The following is a 14,188-nucleotide window of genomic DNA, read 5'->3' as shown; positions in this document are numbered from 1 at the left end:
CTTTTGCGGTTGCTCAGCCGCCGAGGCGGGCCAGCAGCCAGCTGCGAATGTCGCCCAGCTGAGGGCGGCAGATCTCGTGGCGCATCGGGTATTCGTGCCACTCCGGGGCGAGCCCTATCTCTTCCAGCCGGTTCTTGGCATCCCAACCGAGCGACAGGCTCACCACATCGTCGTAGATGCCGTGCATGTAGCAGATGGGCAGGGAGTGAGCGGCTTCGCTCATTTCGTCTGCCAGCTTGTCGGGGGCGGCCAGATAGGTGGACATGCAGAGCAGGCCCGCCAGCTGTGCCTGATAGCGCAGCGCGCTGAAGGAGGCTATGACGCCGCCTTGGGAGAAACCCGCCAGCACGATATGCTCGGGGGCAAACCCTTCGGCGACCAGCTGATCCAGCAGGGCGCTGATCTGGCTGGCTGATTCACGGACATGGGACTCCACGGCCCGCTCGGCGGGGTCCTCGAAGCTTTTGATGTCGTACCAGCCGCGCATCTTGTAGCCCATGTTGATGGTGATGGGGCGCTCCGGCGCATCCGGCAGCAGGTGACGCACCGGCAAGTCAGCGGGCAGATCCAGCGCATCCACCAGCGGGGCCAGGCCGGCGCCGGAATCACCCAATCCGTGCAGCCAGATCACCGCGTGACGGGCGCCCTGCGGATGGCGGTCAATCATGGGAATACCACGGGTTCACCAGCCTGAGCGGTGCAGGACTTGCTCAGCAGAGCCTTGAGCTCATGGCCAAAACGGTTGTCGATCCAGGTTTCACCCTGCAGATCGAAGTGGAAGCCGTTCTCGCGGGTGGCGACCCAAATCTGGTGCAGCGGCTCCTGCTTGTTGATGATGACCTTGGTTTTGTTCTCGAACACGAGGGTCAGGACACCCCCGTTGCGCTCGCAGTCGATATCCGGATACCCCTCGTCGAGCGTGTCCTCCACATACTGGAAAAAGGCGTCGGTCAGGGCGTGATACTCGTGATCCTTCATCGGTTTATCCTGTTGCTTTTAACAATGTGAGTGCGATTATAGAGGGCCAAAATTTTTTTCGCAGCGAACCATTATGATTACCCAGTTCACCAAGTGTCTGCTTGCTACTCTTCTTTCCCTCGGGTTGGCCGCCTGCGGTCTGAAGGGGCCGCTTTATATGCCGCCTCCCGAGCAACCCCAGAGCCAGAGTACACCGCAAGCGGCACAGCCTGCGACCCCTGCGGCAACCAACGAGGCCGCCCCGCAATAATGCCGCACCCATTCTAGGAAGGAACCGCCCCTTTGGATCACTTTAACTACGATGCCGCTGGCCAGCTTCAGGCCGAGCAAACCTCGCTGCAACAGCTTGCCGAGCAGTACGGTACCCCGCTTTATGTCTACTCCCGTGCCACCCTGGAACGTCACTGGCACGCCTTTGACAAGGCCGCGGGCGATATTCCCCACCTGATCTGCTATGCGGTCAAGGCCAACTCCAACCTGGCGCTGCTCAACCTGCTGGCCCGACTGGGGTCAGGGTTCGACATCGTCTCCGGTGGCGAGTTGTCACGGGTGCTGGCGGCGGGCGGTGATCCGCGCAAAGTGGTCTTCTCCGGGGTGGCCAAGAGCGAGGCCGAGATGCGCCTCGCGCTGGAAAAAGAGATCCTTTGCTTCAATCTAGAGTCGGAAGCCGAGCTGGAGCGCCTCAACCGGGTGGCGGGCAGCATGGGCAAGAAGGCACCGGTGTCGGTGCGGGTCAATCCGGATATTGATGCCGGTACCCACCCCTATATCTCCACCGGCCTCAAGCAGAACAAGTTCGGCATCCCCATCGAGCTGGCTCCCGCCATCTATCGTAAGGCGGCGGCGATGGAATATATCGAGATCGTCGGGGTGGATTGCCATATCGGTTCGCAACTCACTGAATTGAATCCCTTTATGGAGGCGGCGGACAAGCTGCTGCGGCTGATCGATGGGCTGGCGGCTGAAGGTATTCATATCCACCATCTCGATGTGGGTGGCGGCCTGGGGGTCAACTACGGTTCCGAGCAGCCACCGCACCCGACCGAGTATGCCGAAGCGCTCAAGCAGAAGCTGGCGGGCCGGGATCTGACCCTGCTGTTCGAACCGGGCCGCGCCATCGTCGCCAATGCCGGCGTGCTGCTGACCCGGGTCGAGTATCTGAAGCCGGGCGAGACCCGCAACTTCGCGCTGATCGATGCCGGCATGAACGATATGCTGCGCCCCTCGCTCTATGGCGCCTGGATGAACATCATCGAAGTGGATAGCCGTGCCGGCCATACCCCTGCGCTCTATGACGTGGTGGGTCCGGTGTGCGAGACCGGTGATTTCCTCGGCAAGGAGCGCACCCTAGCCATCGCCGAGGGTTCGCTGCTGGCGGTGCGCTCGGCCGGAGCCTACGGCTTTACCATGTCATCCAACTACAACACCCGTCCCCGTGCCGCCGAAGTGCTGGTGGACGGTACGCAATCGTTCCTCATCAGAGAGCGCGAGCAGTTGACCGATCTCTGGCGCGGTGAGCACTTGCTGCCTTAAGCTGCCTTTAAAAGTGCCTTGAGCGCGCGCCCAAAAACAGGAACGCACGATGTTGATAGATTTTTCCAAGATGCACGGGCTGGGAAACGACTTCATGGTGGTGGACGGTGTCACCCAGAAGATATTTTTCAGCAACGACGTCATCAAGAAGCTGGCGGATCGCCACTTCGGGGTCGGTTTCGACCAGCTGTTGCTGGTGGAGCCCCCCTATGACCCCGAGCTCGATTTTCACTACCGTATCTTCAATGCCGATGGCAGCGAGGTGGAGCAGTGCGGCAATGGCGCCCGCTGTTTCGCCCGTTTCGTGCGTCTCAAGGGGTTGATCAACCGCGATCGCATCGCGGTCAGCACGGCGCGCGGTCGCATCGTGTTGCAGCTGGAAGGGGAGAATCAGGTCACGGTCAACATGGGAGTGCCCCAGTTCGAGCCGGGCAAGATCCCGTTTCGGGCCCAGAAGGCAGAGAAGACCTATCTGCTGCGGGCGCAGGAACATACCGTGATGTGCGGTGCCGTCTCCATGGGCAACCCCCACTGCGTCATCGAGGTACCGTCGGTGGCCGATGCGCCGGTGGCGACACTGGGGCCCATCATGGAGCGTCACGAGCGTTTTCCCGAGCGGGTCAACGTCGGCTTCATGGAGATGGTCAACGCCACCGAGATCAAGCTGCGGGTGTTCGAACGCGGGGTAGGGGAAACCCTTGCCTGTGGTACCGGCGCCTGCGCGGCGGCGGTCATCGGCATGAGTCAGGGCAAACTCAAGGAGCGGGTTACTGTCAGCCTGCCGGGCGGCAAGCTGACCATCGCCTGGAAAGGGCCGGGCCAGCCGGTCTACATGACCGGGCCAGCCGAGCATGTCTTTGACGGCCAGATCGACGTATAAAGCAGTTATTCCGATTGATAGCGGTTCGGCTGCAGGAGCCATGCTCCCGCTGCCCATGATGTCGGGGCCAGTCCCCTTTCTCTGATGGATCAACCAAGTTATGAGTGAACTCAAACGGCAGGAGCAACTGGTGGACGAAGCCGCCGTGCTGGAGTACCTGGCCCGTTACCCCGAGTTTTTCCAGCGCCACGGCGCCGTGCTGGACAGGATCCGCATTCCCCACGAGCGCAAAGGCTCGGTCTCGCTGGTCGAACGCCAGCTGGATCGCCAGCGCGAGCGGATCGAACAGCTGGAGCAGGAGATCACCGAACTGATGGGGATCGCCAGCGAGAACGAGCGGATCTTCCGGGTCTATGCCGATCTCTATGGCGAGCTCTATGGTTGCCAGACCCTGTTCGAGGTGAGTGCCGTGATGGGCAAGGCCTTCGTGCAGCGGCTGCGGCTGACCGGTCTGCGGCTCTGGCTCAATCCGAAAAAGTTTCAGTTAAGCGGCCCCGAGGCGCGCTTTCTGGCCGAGGGCAAACAGCTGGAGCAACTGCTGGGTCAACGTTTGCCGGGGCAGGATTACTACTTCGGCCGCCTGAACCAGAGCGAGAAGCAGGCGCTGTTTGGTCACGACGTGCTGGTCAACTCGGTCGCCCTGATGCGGCTTGGCGATCTCGGCGTGTTGGCCTTTGCCAGCTCGGATCCCAGCCACTTCACTCCGCACAACGACACCCTGTTGCTGGGCCAGCTGGGCCGACTGCTGCAACTGCGGTTGCCAGAGCTGGCGCATGGCTAGGGCGCCCGCCAAGACGCCTCCTGTTGCCGAGCCACTGCCGTCCGGATTGGCTGACGATCTGGCGGCATTCATCGAATATCTGAGGGTCGAGCGCCAGCTCAGCCCTCACACCCGCAGCAACTATCAGGCCCATCTGGAGGCGATGACCGCCGCGCTGGTGAAGCTGGGGCTCGAAACGTGGAGCCGGCTTGAGGCGAGTCAGGTTCGGACTCTGGTGACCCGGATGCACAAAGAGGGGCTGGCGCCACGTTCGCTTGCTACCAAGGTCTCTGCCCTGCGCAGCTTCTGTGACTGGCAGGTACGGCAGGGGCGGCTGGTGGCCAATCCGGCCCGCGGTATTGTGACCCCCAAGCAGGGGCGACCACTGCCAAAGAACCTCGATGTGGACGAGATGCACCAGCTGCTCAACATCACCGACGAGCAGGACCCGCTGGCGGTGCGGGATCGCGCCATCATGGAGCTGATGTACTCCTCCGGTTTGCGCCTTGCCGAACTGGTCGGGCTCAATCTGGTGGATGTGAAACTCGACGACCGTCAGCTCAGGGTGACCGGCAAGGGCTCCCGCGAGCGGGTGCTGCCTATCGGCCGGATGGCGGTGGAGTGGCTGCACAAGTGGCTCAAGGTGCGACCCCTGCTGGCGGGCACCGAGAGTGAGGCGCTGTTTGTCTCCAGCCGTCAGCAGCGGCTGTCGGCCCGCTCGGTACAGGCTCGCCTCGATGGCTGGGGTAACAAGCAGGCGCTCAATGCCCATGTCCATCCCCACAAGCTGCGTCACAGCTTTGCCACCCATATGCTGGAGTCCTCCGGCGATCTGCGGGCGGTGCAGGAGCTGCTGGGCCATGCCGATCTGTCAACTACCCAGATTTATACCCACCTCGACTTCCAGCATCTGGCCAAGGTCTACGACAGCGCTCACCCGAGGGCCAAGCGGGATCCCGAGTCGCAGGAAGATGAATAACGGGCCGTGCGCCCCGTTGCAGAGGAGAGTCCATGCACTTCTATCGCCGCTGGCAGCCGGTTGCCGCCATCTCGTTTGATCTCGACGATACCCTCTATGACAACGGCCCGGCCATCGAACGGGCCGAGCAGTGGATGTTGAGCTACCTGCGCAGCGAATATCTGGCCACCGCCATGCTCGACAAGCCGCGTTGGCTGGAGCTCAAGCGCGCTGTGCTGCTGGCCCGGCCCGAACTGCGCCACGATGTCAGTCTGGCGCGCCAGCAAACCATCTGTACCGCCATGATGGAGGGGGGGATGCCGGCGACGCAGGCCGGGCGCGAGGCTGAAGAGGTATTTGCCGCCTTTCTGGCCGAGCGCTCGAAAATCGAGGTGAGCGATGCGACTCATGACCTGCTGGCCCGGCTGGCGGCACGCTATCCGCTGGTGGTCATCACCAACGGCAATCTCGATTTGGTGCAGGCAGGGCTTGAGCCCTATTTCACTCTGGTCTGCAAGGCGGGGATGAATGCCAGAATGAAGCCGGCCCCGGATATGTTTGAGCAGACCCGCAGTGCTCTCAAGCTGCCTGCGGAGCGGATCCTCCATGTGGGGGATCATCCCGAGACCGATGTACTGGGGGCTCGTCTGCACGGTTTTCGCGCCGCTTGGCTCAACGAGCGGCAGCTGCCATGGCAGCAGTTGCAGCAACTGCCGGATGTAGAGCTGAGTGCGTTGGGAGAGCTGGCCGAACTGCTGTTGTGAAGGTTGCCGGGCTGGTGAGGGAATGAAGGGGAAGTAGTATGGCGGAGCTGTCGTCACAACTCCGCCAGAGGTTGCCTTATCTGCCGCCAAACAGCTTCATCAGCTTGTCGAGCAGATCCAGCTGTTGTGGTGGATGCTTCATGGATTCCGCTTCGCGATCCAGCAGCGCCTGCTGCTCCAGCTGACGATCGCTCAGCACCCGATAAAGGGGCTCGACCAGCGACTCGCGTTGGGCAACCAGCGCCTGAAACATCGCCTGGTTGATGCGATAGGTCTCGACCGTGGCGAGCGCCCGTACCGTGAAGGTGCTGGGCTCGCCGGTGAGCAGGCTCAGTTCGCCAAAGAAGTCACCGGCCCCGAGCGTGCCGAGTTTCAACTCTTTTCCATCCGCATTGACCAGCATCTCGGCCTCGCCCTTGACCAGCACGAAGAGCCAGCTTGACACCTCTCCCTGCTCCAGCATGACGTCACCGCTGACGAAGGGGGCGAATTTCACCTGATCGGCCAGCTGAAGCAGCTCGTTCTCCTGCAACATGGCAAACAGCGGCAGCTTGCGCAACGTGTCGGTACGCTCGGCGGTATGGCGTTTGTGACGAGCATCCAGATGTTGCTTCTCCTTGGCCATAAAGACGTTGAAGATCGGCGGAGTGAGGCGTCTGTCATTGCGACGCAGGGCGGCATCGATGAGGCTGCGTACCATGGAGTCGGTGGGATCATCGCGGGCCAGATCGGTCAGCCAGTAGCGCACCGCATAGCGGGCAATGCCCCCTTCGACGTTCATCAGCAGGCAGTCCGGCTGCGGGTGCTTGGCGACGCAGGGCAGCTTGGTCTCCCGCAGGGACTTCTCGATCAGCGCGATAATCTGGGTCGGCAGGGTATCCAGCGTCAGATCGAACCAGACCCAGCGTCGCCACTGGAGCGGCTCACCACGGCGACGGCCGAGCACAGTGAAACGCTGCTTGAGCAGGTGACTGTTGGGGATGACCACTGTCTCCCAGTTGCGGGTCTCGATGGTAGTGGCGCGCCAGTTGATCTCGACGACGCGCCCCTGGGTGGTGTCCACCTGCAGCCAGTCACCGATGGAGATGGAGCTGTCGAGCTGGATCGAGACGCCAGCCAGCAGGTTGCCGAGGGTGTCCTGCATGGCAAAGGCGATGACGGCGGTGATCACCGCCGAGGTGGTGACTATCTCCCCGAGCGCCATGCCGGAAGCGTAGAGGCGAAACAGCCCCCAGCCGATGTAGCCGATGGTGATGACGATGTCGGCGATGATCCGCGGGATCTTCACGTGGCAGAGCGGCAGCAGGAATTCGAACAGCAGGATCCCCCAGATCTTCACCATCACCAGCCCTGCCAGCAGGGTGGAGATTTCAACCAGCAGATGGTGAGGGAGCGGCAGCTTGAACCAGCCTCCTTCCAGCTGGATCAGGACGATGACCACTATGCTCATCATCACGAAGCCAAGCTCGGAGAGGAGCTCTCGCCGTTCACCGGGGCGGCGCCAGAAGTGCACCAGCATCAGCGACAGGGTGAGCAGGGTCCAGAACGGGTGTTCACCGATCCAGAGCGGGGTCGGTAGCGCAGTGAGATTATCGCCAAACATAGCAGCCCCTTGGCATTGTTTACCTCCAGCATAGCTGTTCCACGGCGGAGAAATGGTGCGCCGATGCGCCATTTTATTTATGCTGCACTCAATAGCTTCAGGGAGGGCTTCCAGTGCAATTTTCAAAGAAAATCATCTGCTTGATGGCGCTCTTGCCGTTGGCTGGCTGTGACCTGCTGGTGGATCGCTATCGGGTCGAGTTCAGGGATGGATCCTGGCGCGAGATTGCCATTACCCCCTTCTCCAGCGAGGCACGCTGGCGCGAGGGATGTGCGACTGGTGAGGTGCTGAGCGACATGACGGTACCCATCAAGCGTGGCGACAAGGTGAATGGCCGTGAGCAGCTGTTGATTGGAGGGGAGAAGTTCGAGCTGGATGACAACAATCTCTATCGCAGCAATGGCATGGTATTCGGCCAGTCGCCAGATCATATCCAGCGCGGCCTGAAAGGACTGGATGCCTGTCGTGGCTTGCGCCTCGAGCGAGGGGGAATGCCCAAGCTCAAGGCGCGCGGGTTTGGTGAGTGATTAGGTCTTGCTGGTGACCGCCTGGCGCTTGCGGCAGGCATCGCCAAAAGCCTCGAAGATCTTGATGGAGTAGGGGTTTTCCCTCGCTTTCCACTCCGGATGCCACTGCACTGCCAGCAGGAAGGGGGAGATGACAGGGGCGTGGATCGCCTCGATCAGACCATCCTCGGCGTGGGCCAGCGGTTCCAGCCCGCTGCCCAGCGTCTTGATCCCCTGTCCGTGCAACGAGTTGACCGCAATGCTCTCTTCGCCCATCAGGTCGGCAAACCAGCTGCCGGAGACCAGATGAATCTGGTGGCTCTCGCCATACTGCTCGTCTACCGGATCGTCCGAATCCTCCCGATGATCGTCATATCCCGGCTCGTTATAGACCTTCTGGTGGATATCTCCACCCAGCGCCACGTTGATCTCCTGCATGCCGCGGCAGATGCCGAGGATCGGTAGTCCGCGCGCCAGCGCCCCCTTGATGAGCGGCAGATCGAACAGATCGCGATCCCGATCCTGTTGCTTCTCCGGAGTGAGATTCTCCTGACCATAGAGGGCGGGGTCTATGTTGGAACCCGCCCCGCTCAGGTAGACGCCATCCGCCAGATCCAGATACTGCTCCAGATCGGCTGTGCCGCAACAGGTGGGCACCAAGAGCGGGACGCAGTGGCTGAGTTCGACCAGCGGTGTGATGTATTTGTGGGTCATCACCTGATAGGCGTGGCCGTTGCGGGGCTGGGCGCCCATGGTCATCAATACGACGGGTTTACGGTTGGGAGGGAGTGAAGGCGTTGACATAGGGCACCTGAGTTATCCTTGGCGTTGAATTCGCATCCTGCGCCTTGGGCAGACCCTTGCACATAAACCGGACAAGGGCATGCCTCAAGGCATGGTCAAGGGATCCCGTGTCGGCCCGGGGGCAGAATCGTCGGTCAGCCTCGGCAACGACAGCCTGGATCCTGCTTCCAGTCTGCCAAGGCCGTTCAATATGTCAAACAAAATGATGCAAAAATGTTAATGCTTGTGACTTTCATCTTCGCCAAACAGCCTGTTTGTGGCCATTCCAAGCCATCGCTTTGCATAAAACTGCTGCTTTGTGGTGGATATATTAAACAATGTGATGTTGTGATGCGGGCGGGAGTAGCGGGGCGTGCATAAAAAAACGCCTCCGCAGGGGGAGGCGTTTTCGGGGATCACAGCAGGTCTTCAATCTCGCCGCGCAGATACTGGTACATCTCGCGATAGGCGACCGGCGGCTTGTTCAGCTCCCGCTCCTTGTTGGCGCTGCGGATCAGCTGGCGCAGCTTCTGGCGATCCAGTTCGTGGAACTGGGACATCAGTTCGTTGAGGGCGCTGTCTCCCTCGCTGATCAGCCGCTCGCGCCACTGCTCCAGCCGGTGCAGGCGAGCATTCACGGTGGAGTGGCGGTTCTTGATGATGGAGAGCGCTTCGGCGATCGGCTCTACATCCCGGCTGCGCATCAGGCGGCCGATGAACTGCAGGTGACGGCGGAAGGACTCATCCTTCTTCGGCTTGAGCTTGCGGCCGAGCTCGACCGCTTCTGCCAGCTCTTCATCCAGCGGGATCTTCTCCAGCTCGCTATGGCTGAGGGAGACAATCTCTTCCCCCATCTTCTGCAGGGCTTCGGCATCGCGCTTGAGCTGGCTCTTGCTGGGGCCCCAATCTTCCCACTCGTTGTCGTCTTGATGGTGACTCATCGGTCTCTTGATTCCTGTCATTCACATTTGGTGGATATGTTACCAGCTTCTCCCGCTGGGCGCAGGGGTCTGATATGCTTAGCCCCTTTCCTTCCTTCATACAGATGTGAGTTATGGATCAGCAAGACCAAATCCGCCAGGATCAAGCCCATCTCGAGGCCGTGGTTGCCGAGGCTCTGGATATTGCCAAAGGACTGGGCGCTTCGCTGGCCGAAGTCTCCATCAGCAAGCAGACCGGACTGTCGGTCAACACCCGCGGTTGTGAACTGGAAAGCATTGAATTCAACAAGGACGGCGCGCTCGGTATCGCCGTCTATCGCGATGGCTGCAAAGGCTCCTCTTCCACTACCGACCTGAGCCGTCCCGCCATCCGCGCCGCCGTTGAAGCGGCGATGGAGATTGCCCGCCACACCTCACCGGATGCCTGTGCCGGTCTGGCGGATGCCGAACTGCTGGCCTGGGATGCGCCCGATCTGCAGCTGTGCCACCCGGTGGCGCTGGATCCCCAATACGGGATCGAGTTGGCTACCGAGTGCGAGCGCCTGGCGCTGGGGCGCGATGCCCGCATCAAGCACTCCGACGGGGCCGGCTTCTCCAGCCACCTCGGCATCAAGGTCTATGGCAACAGCCACGGCTTCGTCAAAGGCTATGCAGCCTCGCGCAACTCCCTCAGCTGCGTGCTGATCGGTGAGCAGGATGGCGACATGCAGCGCGATTATGGCTACTCCTCCAGCCGAACCCTCGAAGGGATCTGGAGCCCGCAGCGCATCGCCGATGAAGCGGTGGAGCGTACCCTCTCCCGCCTTGGCGCCCGCAAGATTGCGACCTGCCAGGCTCCGGTCATGTTCCATCCCGATACCGCCTCCGGTCTGTGGGGTCATCTGGTGATGGCGATCAGCGGGGGCAATCTCTATCGCAAGTCGAGCTTCCTGCTGGACAAGCTGGGCAAGCAGATCCTGCCCGAGTGGCTGACCATCCAGGAGTTCCCCCACCTGCTGGGCGGTCTGGCCAGTACCCCGTTTGATGGCGAAGGGGTGCGCACCCGCGATATGGACATAGTGCGCAATGGTGAACTGATGAGCTGGTTGCTCACCTCCTACTCCGCCCGCAAGCTGGGTCTGACCAGCACCGGCCACGCCGGTGGCATCCATAACTGGCAGGTCTCCAGCACAGGTCAGGACTTCAATGGCATGCTCAAGGAGATGGGCACCGGTCTGCTGGTGACCGAGCTGATGGGGCAGGGGGTCAACATCGTCAATGGCGACTACTCCCGCGGTGCCGCCGGTTTCTGGATCGAGAATGGCGAGATCGCCTATCCGGTCGAGGAGATCACTATTGCCGGCAATCTGGCCGAGATGTTCAGCCACATAGTGGCGGTGGGTAGCGATGAAGATGAGCGCTCCAGCCTCAAGACCGGCTCGGTATTGGTGGAGAGCATGAAGCTGGCGGGTCACTGATCCCCCGGCTCTGCCGAGCAGAAAGAATGCAAAAGGCCCCTCGCAGTGCGAGGGGCCTTTTTGTTAGCCAGAGCTCAGGGGCGGCAATCAGCCCTTGATGCGCTCGATGCGGCCACCCAGACCTTGCAGCTTCTGCTCGATGTTCTCGTAGCCACGGTCGATGTGGTAGATGCGGTCGACGATGGTGGAGCCTTCAGCAACGAAGCCGGCTAGAACCAGGCTGGCAGAGGCGCGCAGATCGGTCGCCATCACCTGGGCACCCTTGAGCTGAGCGGTGTCACGGCAGATGGCCACGTTGCCCTGCAACTCGATGTCGGCGCCCATCCGAACCAGCTCGGGAACGTGCATGAAGCGGTTCTCGAAGATGGTCTCGGTGATCATGCCGGTGCCTTGGGCCACCGCGTTCAGCACGGTGAACTGGGCCTGCATGTCGGTCGGGAATGCAGGGTAGGGGGCAGTCTTGATGGTGACCGGCTTGAGCGTGCGGCCAGTCATGTCGAGGGTGATCCAGTCTTCACCCTTCTCAATCAGGGCGCCAGCCTCTTCCAGCTTGACCAGTACCGCTTCCAGCAGGGTCGGGTCGGTGTTGCGGCAGGTGATCTTGCCGCCGGTAACCGCTGCGCCAACCAGGAAGGTACCGGTTTCGATACGGTCAGGCTGGACGCTATAGCTGCCGCCGTGCAGATGCTCGACGCCGTCGATGATCAGGGTGTCGGTGCCAGCGCCCTGGATCTTGGCGCCCAGCGCGTTGAGGAAGTGGGCCAGATCGACCACTTCCGGCTCGCGCGCGGCGTTTTCGATCACGGTACGGCCTTCAGCCAGGGTGGCGGCCATCATCAGGTTTTCGGTACCGGTGACGGAGACCATATCCATCAGGATGTGGGCACCCTTCAGGCGACCGTCAACGCGGGCCTTGATGTAGCCATCCTCGATGGTGATCTTGGCGCCCATCAGTTCCAGACCGTGGACGTGCAGGTTGACCGGACGGGCACCGATGGCGCAGCCGCCGGGCAGGGAGACGTCGGCAGCACCGAAACGGGCGGCCAGCGGGCCCAGCGCCAGAATGGAGGCGCGCATGGTCTTCACCAGCTCGTAGGGGGCAACGTGGTTGTTCACGGCACCGGTCAGCACGGTTACATTGCCGTTGACCTTGGTGGTGGCGCCCAGCATCTCCAGCAGCTTGATGGTAGTGCCCACGTCTTTCAGGCGCGGCACGTTGGAGAGGTGAACCTCTTCATCACAGAGCAGGGTTGCGAACAGGATCGGCAGCGCGGCGTTTTTGGCGCCGGAGATGGTCACTTCGCCGTTGAGAGTACAACGACCATCGATTTTGAATTTGTCCATTTTCTACTTGGTTACCAAATCAGGAGGGCATTAGGAATTTACGTTCGCGTTTCCACTCGGCGTCGGTGAACGCCTTGATGGAGAGGGCGTGAATGGCGTTGCTGGCGATCTTGTCCATCAGCGGGGCATAGATGGCCTGCTGTTTCTTGACCCGGCTCATGCCGTCAAACATGTCACCAACGGCGATCACCTGATAGTGACTACCGTCCCCTTTGACATGGACTTCGGACAATGGCAGAGCCTCGAGGAGTATCGCTTCAATTTCAGAGACTTGCATTATGCGTCCTCAGTTGTGAGCGGAGTTGACTGAAACAAACCGGCCACCCCGTAGAGGTTGGCCAGGGTATAGAAATCACTGGAGGCGCCCACCAGTTGCGGTGTGGCGCCTCGTGCGAGAGCGGCTTTAGCCCATTTGACCAGCAGTGCCAGCCCGGCGGAGTCGAGGGTGGTGACCCCGCCCAGCTCGAGCCGGTCATCCTGCCACCACTCGTCGCGGCGTTGCCACAGGTCCTTGACCTGTGGCGCTTGCAGATCACCGCTCAGGATCATTTCTTGAGTACCAGCGGCTTGGCATTGTGCTCGTTGAGCTGCTTGATCACGGCATCGATGCCATTCTGGCGGATGAGGCCGCCCAGCTCGCTCTGCTTGGCGGAGAGCAGGCTGATCCCCTCTGCCACCATGTCGAAGGCTTTCCACTCGCCGGTCTTGTTGTTCTTGCGCAGCTTGAACTCGAGGAAGATGTCCGGCTTGCCGGCCTCTTTCACGCTGACGTTGACTGCGGTGATGTTGCTGGCACCCGGCGCCTTGCCCGGCTCGACCTTGACGGTCTGCTTGTCGAAGTGGGCCAGCGCGTCGGCATAGGAGCTCACCATGTACTCGGTAAAGGCGGCGACGAAGGCGTCACGCTGGGCCGGAGTGGTCTCCTTGATCTGGTTGCCCAGCACCTTGTAGGCAGCGAAGCGGTTGTCCACATAGGGCAGCAGCTCTTCGCGGATGATCACCCGCAGGTGATCCGGATTGCTTTTGACCTCAGCCTGATCGGCTTTCAGGCGGGCAAAGGTCTGTTTGGCTGCTTGATCCACAAGCGCGTAGGGATCGGTGGCATCAACCGCCTGAGCGGACAGGGAAAAGAACATGCTGGTCATCAGACCCAGCAGCAGGGCAATTTTCTTGAACATGGTTACTCCTTCTTGCTGTCTGACTTGCTGTCGGAGGACTGGCTGCTATAGAGGAACTTGCCAATCAGATCTTCCAGCACGATGGCGGATTTGGTGTCTTCAATCAGGTCGCCATCCTTGAGCATGCTGGTCCCCATCTCCTCGTCGGTAAAGCCGGGGGCCAGACCGATGTACTGCTCGCCGAGCAGACCGGAAGTGAGGATGGAGAGGGTGCTGGTCTCGGAGAACTCGCCGGCACTCTTTTCCATCTGCAGGGTGACCTCGGGAACCTGGGTTTTCGGGTCGAGCACGATGTCGCTGACCCGGCCAACCACCACGCCGCCGACCTTGACCGGCGAACGGACTTTCAGGCCGCCGATATTATCGAAATGCGCGCGTAGGGTATAGGTTTCTCCTTCCGGTTTGAAGCTCAAACCGGCCACTTGCAGTGCCAACGCCAGAATGGCACCGATGCCGGCCAGCATGAAGGTGCCAACCAGGAATTCTACTTTGCTGAACTTCAT

At 61.1% G+C, this 14,188-nt stretch carries 18 protein-coding genes; 8 read left to right on the top strand and 10 right to left on the bottom strand.

Features of this window, described 5'->3' with window-relative positions:
* Positions 1-13: 13 nt before the first annotated feature.
* Both AAHA41_RS11600 and cyaY read right to left on the bottom strand, forming a co-directional pair.
* On the bottom strand, positions 14-667 hold the full coding sequence (locus AAHA41_RS11600; RefSeq protein ID WP_323068662.1) for a carboxylesterase: 654 nt from the start codon (positions 665-667) through the stop codon (positions 14-16).
* Positions 664-978, bottom strand: a complete 315-nt coding sequence (gene cyaY, locus AAHA41_RS11595; RefSeq protein WP_043850951.1) for an iron donor protein CyaY — start codon at positions 976-978, stop codon at positions 664-666. The genes AAHA41_RS11600 and cyaY overlap by 4 nt, the downstream gene beginning before the upstream one ends.
* 73 nt (positions 979-1,051) lie before the next feature.
* On the opposite strand from cyaY, the gene AAHA41_RS11590 reads away from it, so the two are divergent.
* The 6 genes from AAHA41_RS11590 (at position 1,052) to AAHA41_RS11565 (ending at position 5,873) form a co-directional block, all read left to right on the top strand.
* Complete coding sequence (locus AAHA41_RS11590; RefSeq protein WP_082035419.1) at positions 1,052-1,228, top strand: lipoprotein; 177 nt, start codon at positions 1,052-1,054, stop codon at positions 1,226-1,228.
* A gap of 32 nt (positions 1,229-1,260) precedes the next feature.
* Entirely contained in the window at positions 1,261-2,511 is a 1,251-nt protein-coding gene (lysA, locus tag AAHA41_RS11585; RefSeq protein WP_323068661.1) for a diaminopimelate decarboxylase, read from the top strand.
* 49 nt (positions 2,512-2,560) lie between these two features.
* On the top strand, positions 2,561-3,391 hold the full coding sequence (gene dapF, locus AAHA41_RS11580; protein WP_033115478.1) for a diaminopimelate epimerase: 831 nt from the start codon (positions 2,561-2,563) through the stop codon (positions 3,389-3,391).
* Between the two features lie 100 nt (positions 3,392-3,491).
* Complete coding sequence (locus AAHA41_RS11575; protein ID WP_033115477.1) at positions 3,492-4,172, top strand: DUF484 family protein; 681 nt, start codon at positions 3,492-3,494, stop codon at positions 4,170-4,172.
* The gene (xerC, locus tag AAHA41_RS11570; RefSeq protein WP_323068660.1) at positions 4,165-5,130 is read left to right on the top strand and encodes a tyrosine recombinase XerC; all 966 of its coding nucleotides are present in this window, start codon (positions 4,165-4,167) and stop codon (positions 5,128-5,130) included. Before AAHA41_RS11575 ends, xerC begins: the two co-directional genes overlap by 8 nt.
* A gap of 32 nt (positions 5,131-5,162) precedes the next feature.
* Positions 5,163-5,873 (top strand): HAD-IA family hydrolase, encoded by a 711-nt coding sequence (locus AAHA41_RS11565; protein WP_323068659.1) that lies wholly within the window; start codon positions 5,163-5,165, stop codon positions 5,871-5,873.
* Positions 5,874-5,949: 76 nt separating this feature from the next.
* On the opposite strand, the gene AAHA41_RS11560 is transcribed toward AAHA41_RS11565, so the two are convergent.
* The gene (locus AAHA41_RS11560) at positions 5,950-7,476 is read right to left on the bottom strand and encodes a mechanosensitive ion channel family protein (protein ID WP_323068658.1); all 1,527 of its coding nucleotides are present in this window, start codon (positions 7,474-7,476) and stop codon (positions 5,950-5,952) included.
* Between the two features lie 143 nt (positions 7,477-7,619).
* On the opposite strand from AAHA41_RS11560, the gene AAHA41_RS11555 reads away from it, so the two are divergent.
* Positions 7,620-8,003: a hypothetical protein gene (locus AAHA41_RS11555; protein WP_041210163.1), complete on the top strand. Its 384-nt coding sequence runs from the start codon at positions 7,620-7,622 to the stop codon at positions 8,001-8,003.
* Here AAHA41_RS11555 and AAHA41_RS11550 read toward each other — a convergent pair whose 3' ends face one another.
* Both AAHA41_RS11550 and yjgA read right to left on the bottom strand, forming a co-directional pair.
* Positions 8,004-8,786, bottom strand: a complete 783-nt coding sequence (locus AAHA41_RS11550; protein ID WP_208737302.1) for a gamma-glutamyl-gamma-aminobutyrate hydrolase family protein — start codon at positions 8,784-8,786, stop codon at positions 8,004-8,006.
* A gap of 395 nt (positions 8,787-9,181) precedes the next feature.
* Positions 9,182-9,706 carry a ribosome biogenesis factor YjgA gene (gene yjgA, locus AAHA41_RS11545; protein WP_041210114.1) on the bottom strand — a complete coding sequence of 175 codons (525 nt, stop codon included), beginning with the start codon at positions 9,704-9,706 and terminating at the stop codon, positions 9,182-9,184.
* A gap of 113 nt (positions 9,707-9,819) precedes the next feature.
* Between yjgA and pmbA the strand changes: the two genes are divergently transcribed.
* Complete coding sequence (pmbA, locus tag AAHA41_RS11540) at positions 9,820-11,163, top strand: metalloprotease PmbA (RefSeq protein WP_323068657.1); 1,344 nt, start codon at positions 9,820-9,822, stop codon at positions 11,161-11,163.
* Between the two features lie 87 nt (positions 11,164-11,250).
* On the opposite strand, the gene murA is transcribed toward pmbA, so the two are convergent.
* The 5 genes from murA to mlaD are packed head-to-tail and all read right to left on the bottom strand — an operon-like array spanning position 11,251 to position 14,188.
* Entirely contained in the window at positions 11,251-12,507 is a 1,257-nt protein-coding gene (murA, locus tag AAHA41_RS11535; RefSeq protein ID WP_201968061.1) for a UDP-N-acetylglucosamine 1-carboxyvinyltransferase, read from the bottom strand.
* 19 nt (positions 12,508-12,526) lie between these two features.
* Positions 12,527-12,784, bottom strand: coding sequence for a BolA family iron metabolism protein IbaG (gene ibaG / locus AAHA41_RS11530; protein ID WP_033115468.1), 258 nt, complete (start codon positions 12,782-12,784; stop codon positions 12,527-12,529).
* Positions 12,784-13,056, bottom strand: coding sequence for an STAS domain-containing protein (locus AAHA41_RS11525; protein WP_071913318.1), 273 nt, complete (start codon positions 13,054-13,056; stop codon positions 12,784-12,786). Before AAHA41_RS11525 ends, ibaG begins: the two co-directional genes overlap by 1 nt.
* Positions 13,053-13,685 (bottom strand): phospholipid-binding protein MlaC, encoded by a 633-nt coding sequence (gene mlaC, locus AAHA41_RS11520; RefSeq protein WP_041210118.1) that lies wholly within the window; start codon positions 13,683-13,685, stop codon positions 13,053-13,055. The genes AAHA41_RS11525 and mlaC overlap by 4 nt, the downstream gene beginning before the upstream one ends.
* A 2-nt stretch (positions 13,686-13,687) precedes the next feature.
* The gene (mlaD, locus tag AAHA41_RS11515; RefSeq protein WP_033115465.1) at positions 13,688-14,188 is read right to left on the bottom strand and encodes an outer membrane lipid asymmetry maintenance protein MlaD; all 501 of its coding nucleotides are present in this window, start codon (positions 14,186-14,188) and stop codon (positions 13,688-13,690) included.

It is taken from the genome of Aeromonas sp. SER (assembly GCF_038739615.1).
Taxonomy (GTDB): domain Bacteria; phylum Pseudomonadota; class Gammaproteobacteria; order Enterobacterales; family Aeromonadaceae; genus Aeromonas; species Aeromonas jandaei.
Note: the sequence above shows the minus strand (reverse complement) of the source record. Positions and strands in the feature narration are given on the sequence as shown.